This window comes from Streptomyces sp. 63XJN7_1_ISO-PGPR-S23-121 (genome assembly GCF_056173025.1).
Map to the genome: position 1 here is coordinate 6704206 of NZ_CM149653.1, position 24524 is coordinate 6728729.

Below are 24524 nucleotides of genomic sequence, written 5' to 3' on the forward strand. Positions count from 1 at the left end.
GGTCACCGCGGCGCCGCCGGATCGGTGAAACCCGTACGGAAAAGGGCGGCCCCGGTGGAACGGGACCGCCCTTCGCCGGGACGTGCTCTCAGCCCCGCATCGACAGACCGCGGCGCAGCGCCTTGTCCTGCGTCAGCGCGTTCCTCGCGTTGTCCACCTTGTGGAGCGGCGAGTCCGCGTTCCCGGCGTCGAGCAGGGCCCCCGGGTCGTCCAGCGGCGTGTCGAGGACGCGCACGTTCTTGAACGGGGCGGACGTGCTGTCGTCGATGCTGTGCTGCATCGGCTCGGCGGCGAACGCGGGTGCGGCGGCGCCGGAAGCGATCAGGGACCCGACGACGACGGCGGCGGCCTTCAGGGACTTCATCGTGTTCCTTTCTTCGGCAACGCGGGTCGCCGGAGGAGGTTCTCTGTCGCCGTGCCCAACGAGCCCGAGGCGGAGCGGAACCGGGAACGCCGGAGATTCGCAAGTCCTCATATGAGAACTCTGAAAGACCGGCTCCGGGGACTCAGGAAGCCGGCCGGAGCACCGGTGCGGGAGGCGTGAGCGCGGGGAGCGTGACGGCCGGCAGCGCGGGAGCCTGCGCCGACGACGGTGACGTGGTGGACGGCGTCGCCGGGGCGGGCAGGACCGACACCTCCGGGTCGCCGACGGTGAGCGCGTCGACGAGTTTGCTCACCTCGGCGAGCAGGTGGTCGAGCGAGGTCTTCGTCGCGGCGGCGGCGTCCGCGGCGCCGGAGGCGTCCGCGCTGCTCGCGGTGTCGGTGGTGCCCGCGGTGTCGGTCGTGCCCGCGGTGTCGGTCGTGCCCGCGGTGTCCGTGGTGCCCGCCGTGTCGGTGGTGTCCGTGGTGCTCGTGATGCCGTCCGTGGAGAAGATCGTGCCCAGGAGGCCGTCGACGGCCTCCTTCACGGCCTCCAGCGCGTCGCCGATGATGTCGGCGCCGGTGGCGGGGACCAGCAGTTCCGTCGCCGGGGCCCGTGTGGCGGCCGAAGTCGCCGAGGTCTTCGCGGCCGCCTTGTCCAGGGCGCCCTTGGCCGCCTCACCGAGTTTCCTGGCCTCGGCCGGGGGGAGGCTGCGGTCGTCGTCCGACCCGACCACGGCCGTCAGCAGGTCGGCGACGGGATCGAGTTCGGCCCCGCGGGCGTTGAGGTACTCGACCTCTCCGAGGAGCGTCTGCACGGCGGGGACCGGCGCGATGGGCGACAACACGCGGGTGTGCCCGGGGTTCGTGTCGGCCGCCATGGCGACGGGGCCGGTGATCCCGGCCAGGAGGGCGGCGCACAGGGCGCCGAGTGCGATGGGCCGTGCGGGCAGGGCACGCATGGGGGTCCTTTCTGCGGAGGTCGGAGCTTGAGCCCACCGTCGGCGCGCCCCTGACCGGCCGCAACCGGTGATGCGCCGCGGCGGCCCCGCCGTTCACCCTGCTGCCGCGACGTCCCTGATGAGGCACGGTGCGGCGCCGCCGTGCCGCCGTCCCCGTTCGGCGGCACGGCGGCGACCGTGCGCATGGCCGTCCGCCGCGGTCGGCCGGGCGGCGATCCGGCCCGCAACTCCTTCACGTTTCCAACACAGATCGCGGTATGCCCCGAATTTCGGTGAATTGGTCCGCTTGGTGGCTAGAGTGCGGAACGCTGACGCACCCCTCCCCAGGCGGACGCACGCCCTGTGTCGCTGCCCGCCGCTCCCAGCTCCGAAAGGGCACCGACGGTCATGCGCCAATCCCCTGGCCAGCTGCTCCGTAGCGCGACGGTGGGCGTGCTCGCCCTCGCCTCGTTGTGGGCCTCCGGCGGTTCCGCGGCGGCCGCGCCGGCCGCGCCGCCCGCACCCGAGGCGGACAGCCTCGCGTTCGCCCAGCGGTACGCGGCGCTCCAGCACGGCGGCATCGTGCGCGCCGCGAACACCTCCATCACCTGCCGCGCCCAGGCACCCTCGTGCGCGACCGCGCAGGCGGGCGGGCGGGGAGTGAACGGGGACTTCGACATGTACTACGTCGATGTCGACCGCGACCCGAACACCTACAACTCCTCCGCCGCGGAGGTCCGCCTGCCCGCGGGTGCCCGGGTGTCGTACGCGCGCCTGTACTGGGGCGGCAACCTGCGCGTGGGAGAGCAGAAGCCGTCGGAGGACAACGGACGGGTGCTGATCGCCGAACCCGGCGGGGCGTACAAGGAGGTCCTCGCGGACACCCTCGTCGGACACCGCGTCACCGGCAGCGTGGACGCCTTCCAGGCCTCGGCGGACGTGACGGCCCTGGTGCGCGACAGCGCGCCGGGCCTGTACACCGTGGCGCAGGTCAACGTGGCCGCCGGCGGTTCCGCGGCCGGAGCGTGGGGCGGCTGGACGCTGGTGGTGGCGTACGAGAACCCGGAGGAACCGCTGCGGCACCTCGCGCTCTGGGACGGCTTCGCACCGCTGCGGTCCCACGCGGCCGAGATGCGGCTGAGCGGCCTGGACTTCGCCGCGGGCGCCGGGGGCCGGGTCGGCCTGGTGGCGTACAACGGCGACCACGGCACCACCGGCGACTCGCTCACCCTGGCCACCCGCCCCGGGTCCGGCTCCGTCCGGCTCGGCGGCACCGCCGACCCGTCCGGCGACGTCCTGAACTCCACCATCAGCGGGCCCGCCGGGGCTCCCCCGGCGCGGGTCCCGGCGTACACCGGCACCCTCGGCTACGACTCGGACGTCTTCGACGTCCCCGGTGGTCTGCCGCACGCCGGTGACCAGGCGACCGTCCGGCTCGCCTCCGAGCGCGACGACACGTGGGCCGGCGTGCTCTTCGCCGCCGTCGACGCCCGGCTGTGAACACGCCGCCCCCCGTCCCGAGCACCTTGTCGAGTGAGGAAACCGTGTCCGTGGCCCCGTCACCCCGCTGCCGTCCGCCACGGGTTCTGCACCTCACCCAGCCGGTGGACGGCGGCGTGGCACGCGTCGTGACGGACCTGGTCCGGGCACAGCTGGCGGACGGCCTCGAGGTCACCGCGGCGTGCCCCGACAGCGCGCTCACCACCCGGCTGCGGGCGGTCGGAGCGCACGTCCGGCCCTGGCAGGCGACGCGGTCACCGGGCCCCTCGCTGCCGCGCGAGGTACGGCGCCTCGCCCGGCTGATCGACGACGTACGCCCCGACCTGGTGCACGCGCACAGCGCGAAGGCCGGGCTCGCCGGGCGGCTCGCGGTGCGCGGGCGGATCCCGACGGTCTTCCAGCCGCACGCCTGGTCGTTCGAGGCGGTCGGCGGGAGCACCGCGGCCCTCGCCCTCCGGTGGGAGCGGTGGGGGGCGCGCTGGGCCACGCGCATGCTGTGCGTGAGCGAGGCCGAACGCGCGACCGGCGTCCGGGCCGGCATCAGCGGCAGGTGGACGGTCGTCCCCAACGGCATCGATCCCGAGCGCTACCGCCCGGCCCCGGCCGGCACCATGCGGGCCGGGCTCGCCCCGCTGGCCGGCGTCCACCCGTCGGCACCCCTCGCGGTCTGCGTGGGACGGCTGTGCCCGCAGAAGGGACAGGACGTCCTGCTACGGGCGTGGGAAGCCGTCGTGCGCACGGTGCCCGACGCCCGGCTCGTCCTGGTCGGCGACGGACCGGACCGCGACCGGCTGCGCCGGGACGCCCCCGAGTCCGTGCTGTTCGCGGGCGCCGTCGCCGACACCTCCGTCTGGTACCAGGCCGCCGATCTCGCCGTCCTGCCGTCCCGCTGGGAGGGCATGGCGCTGGCCCCGCTGGAGGCGATGGCCTGCGGCGTTCCGGTGCTGATCACGGACGTCGACGGAGCCCGGGAGAGCCTGCCTCCCGCCCTCGCCGCCCGGTGCGTGGTCCCGTCCGAGGACCCCGCGGCGCTGGCCGCGGGCATCACCGGGCTGCTGCTCGACGCGCCGCTGCGCGCGTCCCTCGGCGAACAGGGCCGCCGGCACGTGCTGTCCCTGCACGACGTACGACACACCACCGCGGCGGTCGCGGACGTCTACCGCGACCTCCTCGGTCCATGGCCCGCCTCACACAGTGCGCGCCCGTTCGCGGCGATCGAACGCGCCACGACCCACGGCGCCGAGCGGGGCCGACCGCTCGGCACGGGCCGGGGCTCCGAGGCGGACCCGACACCACAGGACGTCGAGTCCACCGAGCACAGGGAGTCCATCCACTCGTGACTGCCGAACGTACCGTGTCCTCCCCCGGCGCCACTCCGCGGGACCACGGCTTTCCCTCCGTCTCCGTCATGCCGCCGCTCGGCACCGCGACCGGTGGGCGGTCCCCCGTCCCGCGGCGCCCGGCGCCCGGCGCCTCGCCGGTACCACTGTTCCTCGTGGACGCCGGCGCGGCCGTGCTGGGCACGCTCGCGCTCACCGGCACCCAGCGCCAGCCGCTGCTGATCACCCTGCTGGTCGTCACCTCCCTGCTGCTGCGCGTCCGCGACGCGCGGCCGCCGGTGCCGGCCGTGCTGGAGGAACTGCCCGCCGTGTGCGGCCGCACCGCCGTCGCCTGGCTGGCGCCCGTGGCGCTCTGGGCGGCGTACCGGCCGGAACACGCGCTGTCCGCCGGCACCGTGCTGACGGGCGTCGTCCTCCAGGCGGGCGCGTGCTGTGCGCTGCGCGCGGCCGTGCACGGACGGCGGCGCGCCGCGCTGCTGCGCCATCCGCACGCCGCGCTCGTCGTGGGTCCGCCGGCCACCGCCCAGCGCGTGGCCGCCGCCGTGCTGCGCCACCCGCGGTGCGGCGTGCGGCCCGTGGGCGTGGTCGCCGACCACGCGGAGGGCGCCGAGGGCATCCCGGTGCTGCGGACCGGCGAGGAGGTCGAACGGGCGGTCATCCAGAACGGGGTGCGCGCGGTGCTGACCGTCCACCCCTCCGCCCGCGCCGAACAGGCGCCGCTGCTGCGCACGCTGGCCGAGTCGGGCTGCGTCGTCTGGGAACTGGACGCCGGCTCCCCCTCGTACGCCGCGAAGGAACGGCTGGCCGGGTTCGCCTGCCGGCGTCTGGACCTCTCCCCCGTGCGCCGCGACGGCGCGGGCAAGCGGCTGCTCGACATCCTCGTGTCGGGCACGCTGCTGCTGCTGGTCAGCCCGCTGCTGCTGGCGTGCGCGGCGATGCTGCGCCTCAGCGCCGGTCCGGGCGTGGTGTTCCGCCAGGAGCGGATCGGCAGGGACGGGAAGCCGTTCACGCTGCTGAAGTTCCGCACCCACCGCCCGGTCAACGAGCACGAGTCGGCGACGCGGTGGAGCGTGGCCAACGAGAACGAGATGAGCCGGTTCTGCCGCATGCTGCGGCGCACGTCGCTCGACGAGCTGCTCCAGCTGTGGAACGTGCTGCGCGGCGACATGAGCCTCGTCGGGCCGCGTCCCGAACGCGGCTACTTCGTGGCGCAGTTCAGCGGGGCGCACCCCGGTTACGCGGCCCGCCACCGGATGCGGACCGGCATCACCGGCCTCGCCCAGATCCACGGGCTGCGCGGTGACACCTCGATCGAGGACCGCTGCCGGTTCGACAACGCCTACATCGACGACTGGTCGCTGTGGCAGGACGTCTGCATCCTGCTGCGCACCGCGGCCACGCTGGTCCGCCCGACGGGGAGCTGACCGACGTGAGCCACGCTCTCGCACCGCTCCCGCGCAAGGCCGCCGCGCTCGCGCCGGTCCTGCCCCTGGCGGCGGTGCTCGCCCTGCTGGCGCTGCCGCCGGCCGGGCACGGCGCGGGGCCCGCCGACCTGGCCTCCGGCCTGGTGGTGGGGTACTGCGTGATCCGTCTGCTGCGGGACGGCCGGCGCCCGTTGCCGCCCGCCGCGGCCCTGGTGCTGGGCCTGCCGGTCGTGGGCATCGCGCTCGCCGCGCTGGGGGCGTCCTCGCCCGCGGCCGGGCTGGCCGGCATGGGCCGCTACCTGCAGGTCTTCGTACTGGTCCCGGCCGCGGTGCTGCTGCTGCTCCGGGACCGCCGCGACTTCCGGGTGCTGGCCTGGACGCTCGTGGGGCTCGCCCTGTGCGAGGGCGCCGTCGGCGTCCACCAGTACGTCACCCGGACCGGCGCCTCCTACCAGGGCGAGGACATCCGGGCCGTCGGCACCTTCGGGGCCGAGGACGTGATGGGCATGGCGTCCGTGGTGTCCCTCGGTCTGGTGTGCGCCACCGGGATCGCGCTGGGCCGGGCACCGGCGTGGCAGCGCGCGGCCGCCACGGGCTGCGCGCTGGCGCTGCTCGCGCCGCTCGCGCTGTCCTTCAGCCGGGGCGCCTGGATCGCGACCGTCCTGACGTGCGGCGCGCAGCTGGCGCTGGCCGGGCTGCGCCGCACCCTGAAGGTGGCCGCGACCCTGGCCGCCGCGGGGGTCGTCCTGGTGGGCGGGTTCGGCGTCGGCACCGCGCAGCTCCAGGAGCGGATCGACAGCATCGCCCAGGTCACCGACGCCCCCGACCAGTCGGTCGTCGACCGGTACACCCTGTGGTCGTCGGCCACCGGCATGTGGCGCGACCACCCGCTGACCGGCGTGGGCCTGAAGAACTTCCCCGAGTACCGCGACGGGCACGCCACGCTGGCCCTGTCGTCTGGCAGCGACGTCGAGGGCGCCGGCGCGGAGTACCGGAAGCAGGCGCTGCTGTCGCCGCACAACATGTACCTGCTGGTGCTGAGCGAGCAGGGGCTGATCGGACTGCTCACCCTCGCCGGGAGCTGGCTGGCGCTGCTGGTGTGCGGGACGCGCCGGCTGCTGCGCGCCCGCCGCGGCGGGCCGGGGCTCGACTGCGCGCTGACCGCCTGCGGCCTGCTGCTCTGGGTGCTCACCGACTTCCTGTACGGCGACATCGGCGGCCCCTCGACCCTGGTGACCGCCATGGCCCTGGGGCTCGCGGCGTGGTGGGCGCTGGCCGACGGCGAGCGGCGGGGCGCCGTGCCGCACGACGGGGCGCGGAACCGCGTCGAGGAGGCAGTGGCCCGATGACCGTGGTGCCCTCCCAGTTTCCCGGACCCGGGACCGACGAGGCGGCGCCCGTGCCCGCGGCGCGTACGTCCGCCCCGGCACCGGCCGGCCCCGAACATGCTTCACCCTCCCGGAGGTTCCTCGCCCGGGCGGCGCTCGTCACGGCGGCGCTGTCCATCGCCGGCTCCCTGCTGGGCCTGGTGCGCGACCAGTCGCTGGCCCGGCTGTTCGGCGCCGGCAGCGACACGGACGCCTTCCTCGTCGCGTGGACCGTGCCGGAGCTGGCCGCCACGCTGCTGATCGAGGACGGGCTGGCGCTGGTGCTGATCCCCGCGTTCAGCCTGGCGCTGGCCCGCCGCGCCCGGGGGGCCGCCGGGGACCCGGTCCGGGCCCTGGTCGCGGCCACCCTGCCGAGGCTGTGCCTGGCCCTCGCCGCGGTGGCCGCGCTGGTCGCCGGTGCGGCTCCCCTCCTGGTCCGGGCCCTGGCGCCCGGCCTGCCCGATCCCGGTCTCGCCGTCGACTGCACCCGGCTGACGGCGATCAGCCTGCTGGCCTTCGGTCTCGCCGGGTACTGCAGCGCCGCGCTGCGGGCCCACCGCCGCTTCCTCGCGCCCGCGGCGATCTACGTCGCCTACAACACCGGCATCATCGCCGCGATGTTCCTGCTGGGCGGCCGGTGGGGCGTGCGTTCCGCGGCGGCCGGCGTCGCGGTGGGCGGATGCCTGATGGTGGCGGTGCAGCTGCCGTCGCTGTGGCGGCAGCTGACGTCCCGCGCGCCGGCGTCGCGCGGGCCCGGGACCGGGGCGGAGGCCGAGGAGCGGCCGATGCGCTTCACCCTGGTCGCCGCCGTCCTGCTGTTCGCCCTGTGCCGCCAGTCGCAGGTCCTCGTCGAGCGCTTCCTCGCCTCGTCGCTGCCCGCCGGGGCCATCTCGCACCTGAACTACGCGCAGAAGGTGGCCCAGATCCCGATGACGCTGTCGCTGATGGTGTGCACGGTCACCTTTCCCGTGGTGGCGCGGGCCCTCGCGGACGGCGACACCGAACGCGCGCGCAGCCGGGTCCAGCGGGACCTGGTACTGGCCTCCTGCGTGGTGCTGATGGGCATGTGCGCGGTGATCGCCTGCGCCCCGCAGATGATCGGACTGCTCTTCCAGCGGGGCGCCTTCACCACGGGCGACACCGTGGCGACGGCGGACGTCATGCGCGTGTACGCCCTGGGCCTGCTCGGCCAGACCCTGGTGGGCTCCCTGATCCGCTCCTACTTCTCGGCGGGCCGGCCCAGCTGGTACCCCGTCGGCGTGATGGGCGCGGGGATCGGCGCGACGTCCCTGATCGGCGCCGCGACGGTGGGTCCCTGGGGGGTGGCGGGGATCGCCGCCGCCAACGCCTTCGGCATCACCGTCACGGCCGGGCTGCTGCTGGCCGGGCTGCGGGCGGGCCGACGCGGCAGCCCGCACGGGGTCACGATCCGCGTCCGGCACGTCCTGGCCGAGCTGAGCGGGCTCGTGCTCGCGGCGGCCGCCGCCACCGTCGCCGGGGCGTTCGCCGCGAGCCGGTTCGGGTCCCCGGCGGCGGGCCTCGCGGCCGGCTGCCTGGCCGTGACCGCCGTCTTCGTCCCGCTCGCCTGGTCCTCGGGCGCCCTTGGTTTCCCATCCGCACTGCGTTCCGTACGCACCGTCACACGAAGGCTCACCCATGGCCGCTTCCGTTGATTCCGTCCAGACCGCCGGGCCCCTCGCGCCGCGCCCGGGCCCGCTGCCCTGGGTGGCGATGTACCACTCGGTCGGCGACTGCTCGGACGATCCGTACCGCATCACGGTCACTCCCGGGCGACTCGGCAGGCAGCTGGCCTGGCTGCGCCGCCGGGGGCTGCGGGGCGTGTCCGTGTCCGACCTGCTCGCCGCCCGCGCCCGCGGCGAGGGGCGGGGCCTGGTCGGGCTCACCTTCGACGACGGGTACGCCGACTTCGTCACCGCCGCCCTGCCGCTGCTGCGCCGGTGGAACTGCGGCGCCACCCTGTTCGTGCTGCCCGGACGGCTCGGCGGCGACAACGCCTGGGATCCGCTCGGCCCGCGCAAGCCGCTGCTGACCGCGGACGGCATCCGGCAGGCGGCCGCGGAGGGCGTGGAGATCGGCTCGCACGGGCTGACCCATGTCGACCTCACCCGCGCGGACGACCTGGCCCTGAAGACCGAGGTGGTCGAGAGCCGGGAGCGGCTGGCGGAGCTGACCGGCGTCCGGCCCGACGGCTTCTGCTACCCGTACGGCACGGTCGACGCCCGCGCCGTCGAGGCCGTGCGCGCGGCCGGATACGCCTACGCGTGTGCCATCGACCCCGGCCCGCTGACCGGTCCGCACGCCCTGCCCCGCGTCCACGTCGGCCAGAACGACACGGCCTGGCGGCTGTACCTCAAGCACCGGCTGCACCGGCTGCGGCGGCGCCCCGTGGAAGGCCTGTGAGATGAGGGCCCTGCACATCATCACCGGCCTCGGCGTCGGCGGGGCCGAGCAGCAACTGCGCCTGCTGCTGCGCCATCTGCCCGTCGAGTGCGACGTCGTCACGCTCACCAACCCCGGTCCGGTCGCCGAGGGGCTCACCGCCGACGGGGTCCGCGTCGTCCATCTGGGCATGGCCGGCAACCGCGACCTGACGGCGCTGCCGCGGCTCGTCCGGCTGATCCGCGCCGGCGGCTACGACCTGGTCCACACCCACCTCTACCGGGCCTGCGTCTACGGCCGGCTCGCCGCGCGCGTCGCCGGGGTCCGCGCCGTCGTCGCCACCGAGCACTCCCTGGGCGACTCGCAGATGGAGGGCCGCAGGCTCACCGCCGGGGTCCGCGCGCTGTACCTCGCCAGTGAGCGGCTCGGCTCGACGACGGTCGCCGTCTCCTCGGCGGTGGCCCACCGGCTGAGGCACTGGGGCGTGCCGGCGCCCCGCATCGAGGTCGTCCCGAACGGCATCGAGCTGGACCGTTTCCGCTTCGACCCCGAACGGCGGGCGCGCTCGCGCCGGCGACTCGGGCTGCCGCAGGACGCGTTCGTCGTCGGCGGTGTCGGCCGGCTCACCCGGGGCAAGCGGTTCGGCGTCCTCGTCCACGCGCTCACCCGGCTGCCGGAGGACCACTGGCTGCTGCTGGTGGGCGGCGGTCCCGAGGAGCACGTGCTGCGCCGCACCGCGCACGAGGCCGGTGTGTCCGGCCGTGTCCTGTTCACCGGCGAACGCCCCTACGTCCCCGACGGCTCCCCGGGCCCCGACCTGCCGTCGCTCACCTCCGCGATGGACCTGTTCGCGTCCCCGTCGGAGGACGAGGCCTTCGGGCTGGCGGCGGTGGAGGCGCTGGCGGCGGGGCTGCCCGTGCTCTACGCCTCCTGCCCGGCGATCGAGGACCTGCCCCCGTCGGCGACCGCGGGCGCCCGGCGCGTGCGCGGCGGCCCCGACGCGTACGCCCGCGCCATCGCCGAGGTGAGCGCGGCGGGCGCCGGGCCCCGCACGGTCCCGGACGTCGCGCACCGCTACTGCATCACCCGCAGCACGGCCCGCCTCGTCGACGTCTACGCGGCGGCGGTCTCCCGTTCGCCGTCGTCCCTCTCACCCCTCGGAGCAATCCCCTCATGACCGACACTCCGACCCGCCGGCACGCCCTGTCCGCGGTTCGTGTCAAGAAGCTGCCGCCCTGGTCCGTGCTCGTGGCGGGCGCCCTCGCCGGCGGCCTGCTCGGCGGCGGATACGGCCTCTTCACGCCGGACACCTACACGGCCACCAGCTATGTCGTCGCCGTGCCGACGGCGAAGTCGACCCCGGAGGCCGCCCGCGGTTTCGCGCAGGCGTACGGCCGCGTGGCGACCCAGCTCGCGGTGCTGGGGGACGCGCAGGTGTGGGCGGGCGTACCGGTGCGCACGCTGCAGGACCAGGTGCGCACGGCGACCTCGCCCGACGCGCCGATGGTCGCCGTCACGGCCACCTCCTCGCGGCCGGGTCTCGCCGTCGACATGGCCAACGCGGTCACCCGCGCGCTGACGCAGCACGCGGACCACTCCAAGAACAACACCCAGGTCCGGCTGGTGCAGTTCTCCCGTGCGGTGAGGCCGAGCGGCCCGTCGTCCGCGTCGACGGCGGTGACCACCGCGGTGGGCGCGAGCGCGGGCGGGCTGCTGGGCGGCCTGGCCCTGCTGGCACGGCCGAGGCGCACCCGCCGGGAGGAGGACGCCGCGCCCGTCCCGTCGGTACCCGGCCCAGCCACCGCCGCCGACGTGCACGGAAAGCGGTGACGGCGGGGGGCCCGGCCGGGCCCGTCGCCGGGGAGCGGCTGTCCGTCGCCCCGTCCGGTGACGGGGCGGCGGGAGCGCTAGCCGGCGGGCGACCACCACTCGAAGCGGAGGCAGAGCTTGCCCCCGAGCCAGTACTCCGCCCAGCTGCCCAGGTCCAGCGGCGAGCATCCCTCCGGGGGCCGCGGCACGGTGGGCTCGGTCGGTGTGGGCACGGGCGCGGTGGGCGTGGGTGCGGTGGGAGTGGGCGGAGCGGTGGGCGTCGTCCCGTCGGCGAGCCGGGAGACGACGGACCGGTAGACGCGGGACGCGTCCGGGTTGGCCCCGCACTGCCACACGCCGTGCGGGCAGTAGTCGGTCAGCGTGTTGTACAGCGGTTTGTGCTCGGCGATCCACGCCAGCATGCGCCGCATGTACTCGGGGTTGTCGCCGTTGCGGAAGAGTCCCCACTCGGGGAAGGAGATGGGCTTGCCGTGGGCCTTGGCGAAGTCCACGTGCGCCTGGAGCCCGTACGGCTCCTTCACCTGCTGGTCGAAGGACATCCCGGACGGCTGGTCGTAGGAGTCCATGCCGATGACGTCGACCGTGTCGTCGCCCGGGTAGCACTCGGTCCACGGGAGGGCGTCCCGGCCGCGGCTCGGCGTGAAGTCGAACCGGAACTTCTGGCCCGGCACCGCGCGCATGGTGGTGACGATCCTGTTCCAGTACTTCTTCCAGGCCGCCGGGTCCGGCCCGCACCGGTGGGTGTACGTGACGCCGTTCATCTCCCAGCCGAGGACCAGGACCGTGTCCGGCACCTTCAGCCGGACCAGCCGCTCGGCCAGGGTCCGGAAGTGGTGGTCGAACTCGCCGGCCGCGCCCCGTCGCAGGAGCTGCCGGACCTCCCGGTCGGAGACGCCCTCCTCGTTGCGCTCCTGGAGGGGCACGTTCAGGACGAGCATCCGGTCGTCCTTCGCGTTGCGCCAGTGCGCCCAGGGTTCGAGGAAGCGGACGTCCCCCTCGATGTCCTGCCAGCGGTTGCCCGGCAGGTAGGTGTGGCCGACCCGGAGCTCCACGCCGCCGAGCCAGCGGCTGAGCTGCGCCATGCGTGCCACGCCACGGGCGTCGGAGGCGAGGAAGGCGCCGAAGGCCGGTGCCTGCGGCCCCGGTGCCGGGGCGGACGCCGAGGGAGGGGCGGCCGGGGACGTGGCCGACGGCGTCGCCGACGGCCCGGGACCGGCCGGGCGCGGACCGGCGGACACCGCGGGGGCCGGCGACGGAACGGGTGGCTCGGTGCCTCGCACCACTCCCACCCCCGCCGCGGGCCCGGACGCCAGGACGGCCGACGCGGCCACCGTCACCGCGCCCACGGCCAGCCTGCCGAACCGGATCCGCTCGTGCTGTGGAGCCATGCCTGTCCCTTTCTTCGCTCTCGTCCGACCTCTGCCGCTGCTCTCGCTATTGACGAACAGTCATATGAATTCAGACACAGGACATTCGGGTGCGCCACTGCCTTGAGGCTTTCGAGTGCCGGACTCGCCCGTGCGGGTGAAACGAAATCAAAAGAAGGAGAAACTGCATGTCGTTGCTCGACACCCGGGTCCCCGCGGTGATTCTGCGGATCGACCCGAATCCCTTTCACCACGGAACTCTGGGCGCCGTGCGTTCCCTCGGCCGGGCCGGCGTGGCGGTGCACGTCGTCGCGGACTCGGCCGGAAGTCCCGTACGGAGGTCGCGTTACGTACGGCGGATGCACCCCCCGCCCCTGCCGGGAGCGTCCGCGGACGACATCCTCGGCGTGCTGCGCCGGGTGGCCGACGAGATCGCGACCACGGCCGTCCTGGTCCCGATGGACGACGCGAGCGCGATCGCCGTGGCCCGGATGCGGGACGCCCTCGCCCCCTCCTACCTGCTGCCCGCGATGCCGGGCACGCTGGCCGAACGCGTCGCCGACAAGGCCGAGCTGGCCGGCGTGTGCGCCGCCGCCGGCGTTCCGCATCCCGTGACGCTGGTCCCGGACAGCGCGGCGGAGGCCGCCGACGCCGTGCGGCGCCTCGGCGAACCGGTGGTGGCGAAGTGGAGCCGCCCCTGGCTCCTGCCGGCCGGAAGCGGGCTGCGCAGCACCCAGCTGGTGCGGTCCGCGGCGGGGGCACGGGAGCTGTACCTGCGCACCGGGGAGGCGGGCAGCCCGCTGCTGCTCCAGGCCTACCTGCCGCCGGGTCCCGGCCGGGACTGGTTCTTCCACGGCTACGCCGACCGCTCGGGGGCCCTGCGCGCGGGCGGACCGGGCACCAAGCACCTGGCCTGGCCCCGCGGGGCGGGCCTGACCGCGGTGGGCCGCTGGACCCCCAACCCGCAGGTGCGGGAGCCGGCCGAGCGGCTCATCGGCGAGCTGGGCTACCGCGGCATCCTCGACCTCGACTTCCGCCGCTGCGGCACGACGGGCGGCTATCACCTGCTCGACTTCAATCCGCGCCCCGGCGCCCAGTTCCGGCTCTTCGCGGACAGCGCGGGACTGGACGTCGTACGGGCGCTGCACCTGGACCTGACGGGCCGCCCGCTCCCGGACGGGGCGCCGCTGGCCGGGCGTTCCTTCGTGGTGGAGAACTACGCCCCGCTCACCGCGCTGCGCCCGGCCCCGGACGGTCGGGAACTGGCCTGGTACGCCGCGGACGACCCCGGCCCCGGATGGGCGATGTGGGTCCTGTGGGGCCGGCACGTCTCCGGCCGGCTGCGTCAGCGGCTGCTCCCGGCGGCGCCGGCCCGGACGGCACCGGCGGCACACCTGATCCCCAGGGCGGCCCCGGCCCCCCTGACCGACAACGAGAAAGCGAGCAAGTGATGATGTACGACCTTCTGGTGGTTGGCGCGGGTCCGTACGGACTGTCCATCGCCTCCCACGCCGCGGCCGCCGGGCTGAACCTGCGCGTGCTCGGCCGTCCCATGGCGTCCTGGCGGGACCACATGCCCGGCGGCATGTTCCTGAAGTCGGAGCCCTGGGCGTCCAACCTCTCCGACCCGCACGGACGCTGGCGCCTGGACGCGTACTGCGCGGAGAAGGGGCTGACGGCGCGTCACGCCCAGCCGATCCCGGTGGAGGAGTTCGCGTCGTACGGCCTGTGGTTCGCGCGTCACGCGGTGCCGGAGGTGGACGAGCGCATGGTGGCCCGGGTGGCGTCCGGCCCCGGCGGCTTCACCGCGGTCACCGAGGACGGCGAGATGCTGCACGCGCGGACGGTGGCCATGGCGGTGGGAGTGATGCCGTTCATCGAGGTACCGCCCGCGCTGCGCGGACTGCACCCGTCGCTGGTGACGCACAGCAGCCACCACAGCGACCTCTCCCCGTTCCGCGGCAAGGACGTGACGGTGATCGGCGGCGGCCAGGCCGCCCTGGAGACCGCGGCGCTGCTCGCCGAGCAGGGCACCCGGGTGCGGGTGCTGGCGCGGGCGGAGCGGGTGCGGTGGAACGACGTGCCGCCGCCCTGGGAGCGCCCCTGGACGCAGACGGTCCGTTCGCCGCACAGCGGGCTCGGCCCCGGCTGGCGGAACTGGTTCTACTCCGAGCGCCCCGGCGTCTTCCGGCGGCTGCCGGAGTCGACCCGGACCCGGATCGCGGCCACGGCACTGGGTCCGGCGGGCGCCTGGTGGGTGCGGGACCGGGTGGAGCGCGCGGTGGAGCTGATGCCGGGCCACGAGGTCACCGCGGCCTGCGCGGTGCCGGGCGGCGTACGGCTGGACACGGTGAGCCGCGAGGGCACCGTGCGCACCCTGGAGACCGAGCACGTCATCGCCGCCACGGGGTTCAAGCCGCGCTGCGACCGGATGGGGATGCTCGCCGCCGACCTGGGCGGCACGCTGGCGGTGCTGCCCGACGGTTCCCCGGCGACCGGCCGGGAGTTCGAGTCGTCGCACCCGGGCCTGTTCATGGCGGGCCTGGTGACGGCGTCCGGTTTCGGTCCGGCCATGCGCTTCGTCCACGGCGCGACGTTCACCGCGAAGACCCTCGTCCAGGGGGTGCGCCGCCGGATCAGGTCGACCCCGCTCCACGGAACGGTCCCCGTCCCGGGAGTGGCCGGGCGGAGCGCGTCGCCGTCGCCGGTGAGTCACTGAGGGGCGGCGCCCCCGGCCACGGGTCGCTGCCGCGAGGCGGGCCGGCGGCGGCCCGCCCGGGTGCCGCCGGCCGGGGCGCGACCGCCCGGGCACACCACAACGCCCCCGGTCCGGCCGGCCACCTGAGAGGGTGGCCCGGGTCGGTCCGGGGGCGTCGTGCCGCGTACGGGAGCGGGTGCCGGACGGGTCGCGTCCGGCACCCGGCAGTGGCTAGCGGCGCGAAGCGAGGCGGCCGCGGCGGTACAGCATCGCCCCGCCCACGAGCAGCGCGCCACCGGCGACGGAGGCCGCCAGCATGCCCTCGCTGCCGGTCTCGGCCATCTGCGGCGTCTCACCGGGCTGCTCGACACCCACCGAAGGCGGCGTCTCGACCTCGCGCACGGGGGGAGCCGTGCTGGGGGCCGGCGGCTTGACGGAGGTCGCCGGAGGCGTCTCGTCCTCGGTGCCGTAGCCGGGCGGCGTCCAGTCGACGGTCTCGGCGCACGCGTTGCCGTACGTGTCGTTGAGCGCCGCGAGCGCGTTGACGTTGATGCCGCACACGTTCACCGGCGCGTGGATCGGCGCCTGAAGGTTGTTCCCGGCCAGCAGACCGTAGGAGTCCTCGGTGTGCCCGACGGCCCGCGCGCCGTCGGCGGAGCCGTACGAGGAGTGGGACGACCGGTCCTCGTGCGAACCGTTGTCGCACCCGTTGCCGTGCGTCTCGTTGAGCGCCGCGAGCACGTTGACGGTGTTGCCGCACACGTTCACCGGCGCGTGGACGGGCGCCTGAATGTTGTTCCCGGACGCGATCCCGGAAGCGTCCTCGGTGCGCCCCTCGGCCCGGGCACCGGCGGCGGAGCCGGACCGGTCCTTGCGCGAGCCGTTGTCGCACCCGTTGCCGTGGGTGTCGTTGAGCGCCGCGAGCACACCGATGGTGTTGCCGCACACGTTCACCGGCACGTCGATGGGCGCCTGAACGTTGTTACCGGCCAGCAGACCGGAAGCGTCGTCGGTGGCTCCCACCGCGATGCTGTCGGCCAGTGCCGGGGTGCCGGACAGGGACAGAATGCCCGTGGCGGCGGCCGCCGCGAACACTCCCCTGCTCAGGGTCTGTCGCAATGTGGTGATCTTCCTGCTTGAAGTACTGCGCGAATTCCTGCGGGAAAGGCCCGTGTACCGCGGTATGGAGCAGGCGACGGCCTCGGTGCCCATTGCCTTGCCGGGCACCGCGCGTTCCTTTCTCGTGGCGTCGCATGCCTACTTCCTCATCAACCCGGCGCGTGGGAATCGGTTGCGCAGGTTCACCCGGTTGGACCGCACAGCGAGCGGAAAGGGCCCGAAAGGACGGGTGGGCACGTGCCCGCTCAGGACACCACGTCCTTGCGGGCGAATCCCCGGAAGGCCAGCGCGAACAGGACGAGCGCGAACGTCACGGAGACCGCGGTGCCCTGGATCATGCCGGACCACTCGGGGTGCGGCTGGACGACGTCCGCCCAGGCGAACTGCCAGTGGGCGGGCAGGAAGTCGCGCCAGTGGCCGAGGGCGGTCACGGCGTCCAGGACGTTGCCGACGATGGTGAGGCCCACCGCGCCGCCGACCGCGCCGAGCGGGGCGTCGGTCCGGGTGGACAGCCAGAACGCCAGTGCGGCCGTGACCAGTTGGGACACGAAGATGTACGCCACGGCCACCACGAGCCGCAGCGCCGCCGTCCCCGGGGCGAGCGAGCCGCCCGTCGGGATCGCCAGCGGCCCCCAGCCGTAGGCGACCGTGCCCACGGCGAGCGCGACCAGCGGCAGCAGCACCATCGCGGCGAGGCTGAGCCCCAGGCCGACGGCGAGCTTGGAGGCGAGCAGCCGGGCGCGCGGCACCGGCGCGGCGAGCAGGTAGCGCAGGGAGGACCAGCTCGCCTCCGAGGCCACGGTGTCCCCGCAGAACAGGGCGACGGGGACGACCAGCAGGAAGCCGGCCGACACGAACAGGTTGACCGCGGCGAAGTTGGCGCCGGAGGCGGTGGCCGTGTCCATCAGGGTGATGCGGTCGCCGGGGCCGTCCGGCTCGCCGCCGATCGCGAAGGCGACGACCAGGACGAACGGCAGGACGGCGAGGATCGCGCCCATGACCAGAGTGCGGCGCCGCCTGAGCTGGCGCACCAGCTCCACCCGCAGGGGCAGCGTGCGGCCGGGCCGGTAGCCGTAGGCGGACTCGGCCGGCCCGGCGGGCTGCCGGGTCCGCTCGGTGAGCGTGCTCATGCGGAACCTCCGATCAGGGTGAGGAAGGCGTCCTCCAGCCGGCGGTGCGGGCCGACCGAGGCCACCGGCACCTCCAGCCGGACCAGTTCGGCGACGAGGCGGGGCGCCGTGCCGTCGGTGCCGAGGCGGACCAGGAGCCCGTCGTCGGTGTGCACGACCGAGGCCACGCCCGGCAGCGCGGCGACCTTCTCCACGACCGGTTCCTCCACGGGGACGTCGGTGCCGACCAGGAGGGTGTCGCCGGAGCCGATGATCTCGGCGACCGGGCCCGCCTGGACCAGGCGTCCGCGGTCCATGACCACGAGGTGGGTGCAGGACTGCTCGACCTCGGCGAGCAGGTGGCTGGAGACGATCACCGTGCGCCCGGCCGCCGCGTACCGGATCATCACCTCGCGCATCTCGCGGATCTGGGGCGGGTCGAGGCCGTTGGTCGGCTCGTCGAGGATGAGCAGGTCGGGCAGGCCCAGCATGGCCTGGGCGATGGCGAGGCGCTGGCGCATGCCCTGCGAGTAGGTGCGCACCGCGCGGGCCAGCGCGTCGCCGAGGCCGGCGATCTCCAGGGCCTCGTCCAGGTGGGCGTTCCCGGGCGGGCGGCCGGTGGCCCGCCAGTACAGCTCCAGGTTCTCCCGGCCGGACAGGTGCGGCAGGAAGCCGGCGCCCTCGACGAAGGCGCCGACCCGGGAGAGCACGGGGGCGCCCGGCCGGATCGCGTGGCCGAAGACGCGGATCTCGCCGTCGTCCGGCGTGATCAGGCCCATCAGCATGCGCAGGGTGGTCGTCTTGCCGGCGCCGTTGGGGCCGAGCAGGCCGAGGACCTGCCCCTTCTCGACGCGGAACGACAGCTCCCGTACCGCGTACCGGTCGGTGGCACCGGCGTAGCGCTTGGTCAGGCCGGTGATGCGGAGCGGGACGTCGGCGAGCGCGGGGTCCGGGGCGGGCGGGGCGGTGCGGCGGCGGCCGGTGAGCAGCAGGGCCAGGGCGGCGGCGAGGCCGGCGAGCGGCAGCCACCACACCCAGGCGGGCAGCGGGGCGGCGGCCGTGGTGACGCCGGGCGCGGTCGGCACCGCGAGACCGCCGGCGAGGGAGACCGTGTACGTCGCCGGGGCGGCCGGGGAGGCGTAGCCGAGGTCGGTGGAGGCGAGGACCAGGCGCAGCCGGTGGCCCTTCTGGACCTCGTGGTCGATCGCCGGGAGGGTGAGGGTGACGTCCTTGCCGGCCTTCGCGCCCTCGACGCGGACCGGGGTGACCAGTTGGGCGGGGAGCACGGGGGCGCCGCCGGGGCCGACGTCGTACACCTTGGCGAAGAGGACGGCGTCGTCGGAGGTGGAGCGGACGCGGACGGTCGCCGTCGGGGAGCCGGTGATCCGCAGGTCCTCGGAGAGCGGGGCGGACTGGAAGGCGGCGTACTGGCCGGGGAAGTCCAGGGACACGCCGACGCCGAGCGAGGAGAGCTGGGCGAGCCCGCCGGAGCCGCCGATGCCGGGGAGGGCGGAGACGGCGGGCGGGTTCGCGCCGGCCGGGTTGGCGAAGCGCTGCTCCCGTCCGGCCAGGGGCACGGACTCGGGGCCGCCGCCCAGGCCCGGGTACCGGTCCGCGCTCGCACCGCGCAACTGGGCCCGTCCGTCGGCCGAGTCGACTCCGCCGGTGCGGGTGACCCGGAAGGCGGGGCCGGTGGCGGCGCCCGCGTCGTCCTTCAGGTAGCGGTCGAACCAGGAGTGCACGCGGGCGCGGACGCGGTCGGTCTCCATGTCGCCGCCGTCGTGGCCGCCGGCGATCCAGTCGACGTCGACGGGCGCGCCGTTCGCGCGGACGGCCCGGGCCGCGGCGTCGGCCTGGCCGAGCGGGAAGAGGGAGTCGGTCTGGCCCTGCGTCAGCAGGGTGGGGACCCGGATGCGGTCGCCCACTGCCTGCGGGCTCCGTTCGCCGAGCAGCTTCACGGCCGCCTGGTCCGGCACCCCGGACTCGGCGACCCGCTGGTACATGCGGCAGAGGGCGTCCTCGAAGCGGTCGCAGCCGCCGCCGGTGTTGACGAAGATGCCCGCCCACAGCTTCTTGAAGACGCCGTTCGGGAACAGCGCGTCCGCGAGGTTCCAGTAGGTGACGGCCGGGGCGATGGCGTCCACCCGGTCGTCGTGGCCGGCCGCGAGCAGCGCGACGGCGCCGCCGTAGGAGGCGCCGGCCATGCCCACGCGCGGGTCACCGGCGCCGTCGAGCCGCACCTGCGGCTGCTCGGCCAGCCAGTCGATCAGCCGGGAGACGTCGGCGACCTCGCCCTCGGGGTCGTTCAGCCCGATCCTCCCCGTGGACCTGCCGAAGCCGCGTGCCGACCAGGTCAGCACCGCGTACCCGTCCCTGGCGAGGCTCTCCGCCTGCTCCCGCAGGTCCGCCTTGCTGCCGCCGAAACCGTGCGCGAGCAGGACGGCGGGCCGGCGGCCGTCGGGGCCGGCGGTGAAGTAGGAGGTGTCCAGGCGCACCCCGTCGCCCACGGACATGATCCGGTCGGTGCGCCGCACCGGGGGCGGGTCGTCGGAGGCGGCCGCCGCCCACGTCCCCGCACCGGCGAGCACGACGGCGGCGGCCGCGGCGGAGAGCATCCGCCGCGGCCGCCGTAGCAGCCCCCGCATGCGGGGCAGTCGAAGATCCATGCGTCAACGGTACGGGCCACCGCCCGCACCGGGGGCCCTCCGGGGGCTGAACCGGTGCCCCTCCCGCGGGCGTACGGGGCCCCGCCGCCCTACCGCGGACGCTGTACGGGCGGCGGGGCGGGCCCGGCTCACGCGCGGGCGGGCTCCTGGGCGTCCCGGGTGTCCTGGGCGTCCTCCGGCAGCGTCACCAGCCAGCGGGTGTCGCGGCGCGGGCGCAGGTACAGGACCCAGTACAGGGTGGCGACGGCGGTGATGCCGCCGGTCCACAGCAGGTAGCCCGCCTCCTGCTGGGTCAGGATGTAGGCGAGGACCACGATCAGCAGGACGGGCACGGCGGGCCACAGGGGCATGCGCCAGGCGTGGGTGTGCCGGTGGGAGCCGCGCCGGCACAGCAGGGCGGCGATCGCGACCAGCAGGTACATGCCGGTGACGGAGACGCCGGTGACGCCGTACAGGGTGTCGAGGTTGACGAAGCAGAGCACCGCGCCGGGCACGCCGACCGCGAGGGTGGAGACCCAGGGCGAGCCGAACCGGCCGAGCCTGGCGAAGAGGTCGTTCACCGGTCCGGGCCACGCCTTGTCGCGGGCGGAGGCGAACAGCACGCGCGAGTTCTGGATGACCATCACGATGCCGGCGTTGATGATGGCGAGGGCCACGCAGAGGCTGACGAAGGTGCCGACGGCGGAGTCGGACCAGGCGGTGACCATGGAGCCGATGTCGCCGCCGGTCAGTTCGGTCAGGTCCGAGGCGCCGAAGGTGATGGCGGTGACCGGCACCAGGATGACCACCGTGGAGATGGCGAGAGTGGCGAGCACCGTACGGGCGACGTTGCGGCGGGGGTTCTCCAGTTCCTCGGAGAGGTAGACGGCGGTGGAGAAGCCCTGCGTGATGAAGAGGGCGATGGCGAGTCCGGATACGACCAGCATGGCGGTCACGGTGTCGGCGTGGCCGTCGGCGCCGGCCACCTCCATCGAGACGAGGCTGCCGGGGCCGCGCTCGCCGTGGGCGAAGCCCAGCACCGCGACGACGGCCGCGGCGATGACCTCGAGGACCAGGAAGACGCCGGTGATCCAGGCGTTGGCGCGCAGGTCGAGGAGGCCGGCCAGGGTGGCGAGCACCATGACGCCGGCGCCGGCGACCGACGGGTCGAGGTGCACGATCGGTTCGAGGTAGTCGGCCGTGCCCATGGCGATGACCGGCGGGACGATCATGACGACGAGCAGGGACAGCACGAAGACCAGCCAGCCGGCCAGCCGCCCGGCCATGGTCGACACCATGGCGTACTCGCCGCCCGCGCTGGGGATGAGGGTGCCCAGCTCGGAGTAGCAGAACGCCACGGCGATACAGAGCAGGGAGCCGATGGCGATCGTCAGGGCGGTGGCGGTGCCGAGCGAACCGAACAGGTCGGGCACGACCACGAACAGCGTGGAGGCGGGGGTCACGCACGACAGCGTCAGAAGAGTGCCGCCGACCACCCCGATGGAACGCTTGAGCGTCCGGGCCTCCGGGTGGTCCGGCCGGTCCGGTGGCGCTGCTTCGACGGTCTGGGCGGGGCGGAGCGTGTCGGTCATGGAGCGGTTCCGATCGACTCGTGCTGTCTGTTTCGGGCGGGAGCGCTATCGCCTCCGGCGGCTTGGTCGTACGTGGTTCTCGTCCGCTCCCGGCGCACGATAGAACCCCGACGAAAACCAGCACGTCAATGGGTGTTTACCTACGAAATCCGTTGCCGGAAGTCGACAGATCAACGGGAAAGCGCATCAGGGGCCGTCCGCTGCGGCCCGTTGAGGCGTGCGGGAACCGTAGCCGGGGCGGTGAAAAAACGTGCGGCCTTCCGGTATCCGGACGCTGTCGGCGGTGGCCGGTAGAGTCCTCCGCACAGGTGAATCACAGGATCACGGCAACGGGTGGGAACTCATGAAGCTCAAGTACGCGGCGGCCTGGGTGGGGCTGACGGCGGCGACGATCGTGGCGACGTCGGCGTGCGGTTCGGAGGGCGCCAAGTCCGCCGCCGAGACCGCGGACAAGGCGGCGACGAAGGCCGTGGACAAGGCGGACACGATCATGGCGGCCCTCACCCGGGCCACCGACCGCACCGAGGAGCTGGGCTCCGCGGAGGTCAGGACGACGACCGACCTCGGCACGGGCAAGCCCGTCGCCATGGACGGCACGTACTCCTGGGGCGACGGCTACGCGCTCGACGTCGAGATGGACACCGAGGCCGCGCAGATGCAGTCGCTCACGGACTCCCCGACGGTGCGCACGCTGTTCGTGGACGGCGCGTACTACTACGACATCGACCCGCAGCCCGCCGGCCCGCTCGCGGGCAAGGAGTGGATGAAGATCGACGGGTCGGCCGTCTTCGGCGAGTCGGGTGCCGCCGCGTTCAACGGGGGCGGCGGGGGCGGCAGCCCGGCGGACTCCATGAAGGGCCTCAAGTACGCGAGCGACGTCGACGACCTCGGCACGGAGAACGTCAACGGCAAGTCCACCACCCACTACCGTGCCGTCCTCGACGAGAAGGACCTGGGCAAGTTCCAGGAGGCCATCGGCGGCGAGGACAGCCTGCTCAACTCCGGCGCGGGCAGCGGCTCGATCACCATGGACATCTGGGTGGGCGACAAGGACCTGCCGGTGCGCCTGAAGCAGAAGTTCGGCGCCATGACCGTCACCATGGACTTCGACAGGTTCGGTGCCACCAAGGAGATCGTGGCACCGCCCGCCGACCAGACGGGCGACCTGACCGACGAGGTGAAGGCCCAGCAGCAGGGCTGAGCCGGTACGCGCACGGGCACGACGGTGCCCCGTCCCGCACGGGTGGGACGGGGCACCGCGCGTTGTCCGGGCTTCGCCTCAGTGGTTGCGGGGGAAGCCCAGGTCCACGCCCGCAGGGGCGTCGGACGGGTCCGGCCAGCGGGTGGTGACGACCTTGCCGCGGGTGTAGAAGTGCGTGCCGTCGTTGCCGTAGATGTGGTGGTCGCCGAAGAGCGAGTCCTTCCAGCCGCCGAAGGAGTGGTAGCCGACGGGGACCGGGATCGGGACGTTCACGCCGACCATGCCGGCCTCGATCTCCAGCTGGAAGCGGCGGGCCGCGCCGCCGTCCCGGGTGAAGATCGCGGTGCCGTTGCCGAACGGCGAGGCGTTGATGAGGGCCACGCCCTCCTCGTACGTCTCGGCGCGCAGCACGCACAGGACGGGGCCGAAGATCTCGTCCTGGTAGGCCTTCGCCGTGGTCGGCACCCGGTCCAGCAGGGAGATGCCGATCCAGTGGCCGTCCTCGTGGCCGTCGACGGTGTGGCCGGTGCCGTCGAGGACGACCTCGCAGCCCTCGGCCGCCGCACCCTCGACGTAGCCGGCCACCTTGTCGCGGTGCGCCCTGGTGATGAGGGGGCCCATCTCGGACGCCGGGTCGTCGCCCGGGCCGATCTTGATCTTCTCGGCGCGCTCGCGGATCTTCTCCACCAGCTCGTCGCCGATCGCGCCGACCGCGACGACCGCGGAGATCGCCATGCAGCGCTCGCCCGCCGAGCCGTAGGCCGCGCTCACCGCGGCGTCCGCCGCCGCGTCCAGGTCGGCGTCCGGCAGCACCAGCATGTGGTTCTTGGCGCCGCCCAGCGCCTGGACACGCTTGCCGTTGGCGGAGGCGGTGGTGTGGATGTAGCGGGCGATGGGGGTGGAGCCGACGAAGGAGACCGCCTTGACGTCCGGGTGCTCCAGCAGTCGGTCCACGGCCACCTTGTCACCGTGCACGACGTTGAAGACGCCGTCGGGCAGTCCGGCCTCGGAGAGCAGCTCGGCGATCCGCACGGCCGCCGACGGGTCCTTCTCGCTCGGCTTGAGCACGAACGTGTTGCCGCAGGCGATGGCGATGGGGAACATCCACATCGGCACCATCGCCGGGAAGTTGAACGGCGTGATGCCAGCGACGACTCCGAGCGGCTGGCGGATCGAGGCCACGTCGACGCGGGTGGCGACCTGCGTCGACAGTTCGCCCTTGAGCTGCACGCTGATGCCGCACGCCAGGTCGACGATCTCCAGGCCGCGGGCGACCTCGCCGAGGGCGTCGGAGTGCACCTTGCCGTGCTCGGCGGTGATCAGGGCGGCGATCTCGTCGCGGTGCGCGTCCAGCAGCGCCCGGAACGCGAAGAGGATGGAGGTCCGCTGCGCCAGCGAGGACTGACCCCAGGTCAGGTAAGCCTCCTTGGCGGCGGCGACCGCGGCGTCCACCTCGTCCACCGAGGCGAAGGCCACCTTGGTCGTGACCTCTCCGGTCGCCGGGTTCGTCACCGGCCCGTACGTGCCCGAGGCGCCTTCGGCGGACTTGCCGCCGATCCAGTGGTTGACGATGTTCGTCATGACCGAGAACTCCTTCACAGTTGGCGGCGACGGGTCGTAGCGTGCCGTTC

19 protein-coding genes are annotated in these 24524 nt (G+C 74.4%); 11 read left to right on the plus strand and 8 right to left on the minus strand.

Features of this window, described 5'->3' with window-relative positions; genetic code table 11:
- Positions 1–88: 88 nt before the first annotated feature.
- Entirely contained in the window at positions 89–364 is a 276-nt protein-coding gene (locus tag AC0VYN_RS30030) for a hypothetical protein (RefSeq protein ID WP_475533494.1), read from the minus strand.
- A gap of 142 nt (positions 365–506) precedes the next feature.
- Complete coding sequence (locus tag AC0VYN_RS30035) at positions 507–1322, minus strand: hypothetical protein (protein WP_475533495.1); 816 nt, start codon at positions 1320–1322, stop codon at positions 507–509.
- 387 nt (positions 1323–1709) lie between these two features.
- On the opposite strand from AC0VYN_RS30035, the gene AC0VYN_RS30040 reads away from it, so the two are divergent.
- The 8 genes from AC0VYN_RS30040 to AC0VYN_RS30075 are packed head-to-tail and all read left to right on the plus strand — an operon-like array spanning position 1710 to position 11162.
- Positions 1710–2801 carry a DUF3344 domain-containing protein gene (locus tag AC0VYN_RS30040; protein WP_475533496.1) on the plus strand — a complete coding sequence of 364 codons (1092 nt, stop codon included), beginning with the start codon at positions 1710–1712 and terminating at the stop codon, positions 2799–2801.
- A 44-nt stretch (positions 2802–2845) separates the two neighbouring features.
- Positions 2846–4141 (plus strand): glycosyltransferase family 4 protein, encoded by a 1296-nt coding sequence (locus AC0VYN_RS30045; RefSeq protein ID WP_475533497.1) that lies wholly within the window; start codon positions 2846–2848, stop codon positions 4139–4141.
- Positions 4138–5565 (plus strand): exopolysaccharide biosynthesis polyprenyl glycosylphosphotransferase, encoded by a 1428-nt coding sequence (locus tag AC0VYN_RS30050; protein ID WP_475533498.1) that lies wholly within the window; start codon positions 4138–4140, stop codon positions 5563–5565. Before AC0VYN_RS30045 ends, AC0VYN_RS30050 begins: the two co-directional genes overlap by 4 nt.
- A 5-nt stretch (positions 5566–5570) precedes the next feature.
- Entirely contained in the window at positions 5571–6914 is a 1344-nt protein-coding gene (locus AC0VYN_RS30055) for an O-antigen ligase family protein (RefSeq protein ID WP_475533499.1), read from the plus strand.
- A complete protein-coding gene (locus AC0VYN_RS30060) occupies positions 6911–8605 on the plus strand; it encodes a lipid II flippase MurJ (RefSeq protein WP_475533500.1) in 1695 nt (564 codons plus the stop codon). The genes AC0VYN_RS30055 and AC0VYN_RS30060 overlap by 4 nt, the downstream gene beginning before the upstream one ends.
- Positions 8589–9353 carry a polysaccharide deacetylase family protein gene (locus AC0VYN_RS30065; protein WP_475533501.1) on the plus strand — a complete coding sequence of 255 codons (765 nt, stop codon included), beginning with the start codon at positions 8589–8591 and terminating at the stop codon, positions 9351–9353. The genes AC0VYN_RS30060 and AC0VYN_RS30065 overlap by 17 nt, the downstream gene beginning before the upstream one ends.
- Position 9354: 1 nt before the next feature.
- Positions 9355–10509, plus strand: coding sequence for a glycosyltransferase (locus AC0VYN_RS30070; RefSeq protein ID WP_475533502.1), 1155 nt, complete (start codon positions 9355–9357; stop codon positions 10507–10509).
- Entirely contained in the window at positions 10506–11162 is a 657-nt protein-coding gene (locus tag AC0VYN_RS30075) for a YveK family protein (RefSeq protein ID WP_475533503.1), read from the plus strand. Before AC0VYN_RS30070 ends, AC0VYN_RS30075 begins: the two co-directional genes overlap by 4 nt.
- A 77-nt stretch (positions 11163–11239) precedes the next feature.
- Here AC0VYN_RS30075 and AC0VYN_RS30080 read toward each other — a convergent pair whose 3' ends face one another.
- The gene (locus AC0VYN_RS30080) at positions 11240–12550 is read right to left on the minus strand and encodes a glycoside hydrolase family 26 protein (RefSeq protein WP_475533504.1); all 1311 of its coding nucleotides are present in this window, start codon (positions 12548–12550) and stop codon (positions 11240–11242) included.
- Between the two features lie 167 nt (positions 12551–12717).
- Here AC0VYN_RS30080 and AC0VYN_RS30085 point away from each other — a divergent pair, with 167 nt between their 5' ends.
- The gene (locus AC0VYN_RS30085) at positions 12718–13980 is read left to right on the plus strand and encodes a carboxylate--amine ligase (RefSeq protein WP_475533505.1); all 1263 of its coding nucleotides are present in this window, start codon (positions 12718–12720) and stop codon (positions 13978–13980) included.
- A gap of 2 nt (positions 13981–13982) precedes the next feature.
- Positions 13983–15248 carry an NAD(P)-binding domain-containing protein gene (locus tag AC0VYN_RS30090; RefSeq protein ID WP_475537015.1) on the plus strand — a complete coding sequence of 422 codons (1266 nt, stop codon included), beginning with the start codon at positions 13983–13985 and terminating at the stop codon, positions 15246–15248.
- Between the two features lie 210 nt (positions 15249–15458).
- Here AC0VYN_RS30090 and AC0VYN_RS30095 read toward each other — a convergent pair whose 3' ends face one another.
- The 4 genes from AC0VYN_RS30095 to AC0VYN_RS30110 all read right to left on the minus strand — a co-directional run bounded on the left by AC0VYN_RS30095 (position 15459) and on the right by AC0VYN_RS30110 (position 21692).
- Positions 15459–16346, minus strand: coding sequence for a chaplin (locus AC0VYN_RS30095; protein WP_475533506.1), 888 nt, complete (start codon positions 16344–16346; stop codon positions 15459–15461).
- A 245-nt stretch (positions 16347–16591) separates the two neighbouring features.
- Positions 16592–17476, minus strand: coding sequence for an ABC transporter permease (locus AC0VYN_RS30100; RefSeq protein WP_475533507.1), 885 nt, complete (start codon positions 17474–17476; stop codon positions 16592–16594).
- A complete protein-coding gene (locus AC0VYN_RS30105) occupies positions 17473–20121 on the minus strand; it encodes a CocE/NonD family hydrolase (protein ID WP_475533508.1) in 2649 nt (882 codons plus the stop codon). Before AC0VYN_RS30105 ends, AC0VYN_RS30100 begins: the two co-directional genes overlap by 4 nt.
- 128 nt (positions 20122–20249) lie before the next feature.
- A complete protein-coding gene (locus AC0VYN_RS30110; protein ID WP_475533509.1) occupies positions 20250–21692 on the minus strand; it encodes an APC family permease in 1443 nt (480 codons plus the stop codon).
- Positions 21693–22035: 343 nt separating this feature from the next.
- On the opposite strand from AC0VYN_RS30110, the gene AC0VYN_RS30115 reads away from it, so the two are divergent.
- A complete protein-coding gene (locus AC0VYN_RS30115) occupies positions 22036–22893 on the plus strand; it encodes an SCO4651 family lipoprotein (protein ID WP_475533510.1) in 858 nt (285 codons plus the stop codon).
- Between the two features lie 78 nt (positions 22894–22971).
- On the opposite strand, the gene mmsA is transcribed toward AC0VYN_RS30115, so the two are convergent.
- Complete coding sequence (gene mmsA / locus AC0VYN_RS30120) at positions 22972–24474, minus strand: CoA-acylating methylmalonate-semialdehyde dehydrogenase (protein WP_475533511.1); 1503 nt, start codon at positions 24472–24474, stop codon at positions 22972–22974.
- Positions 24475–24524: the final 50 nt, after the last annotated feature.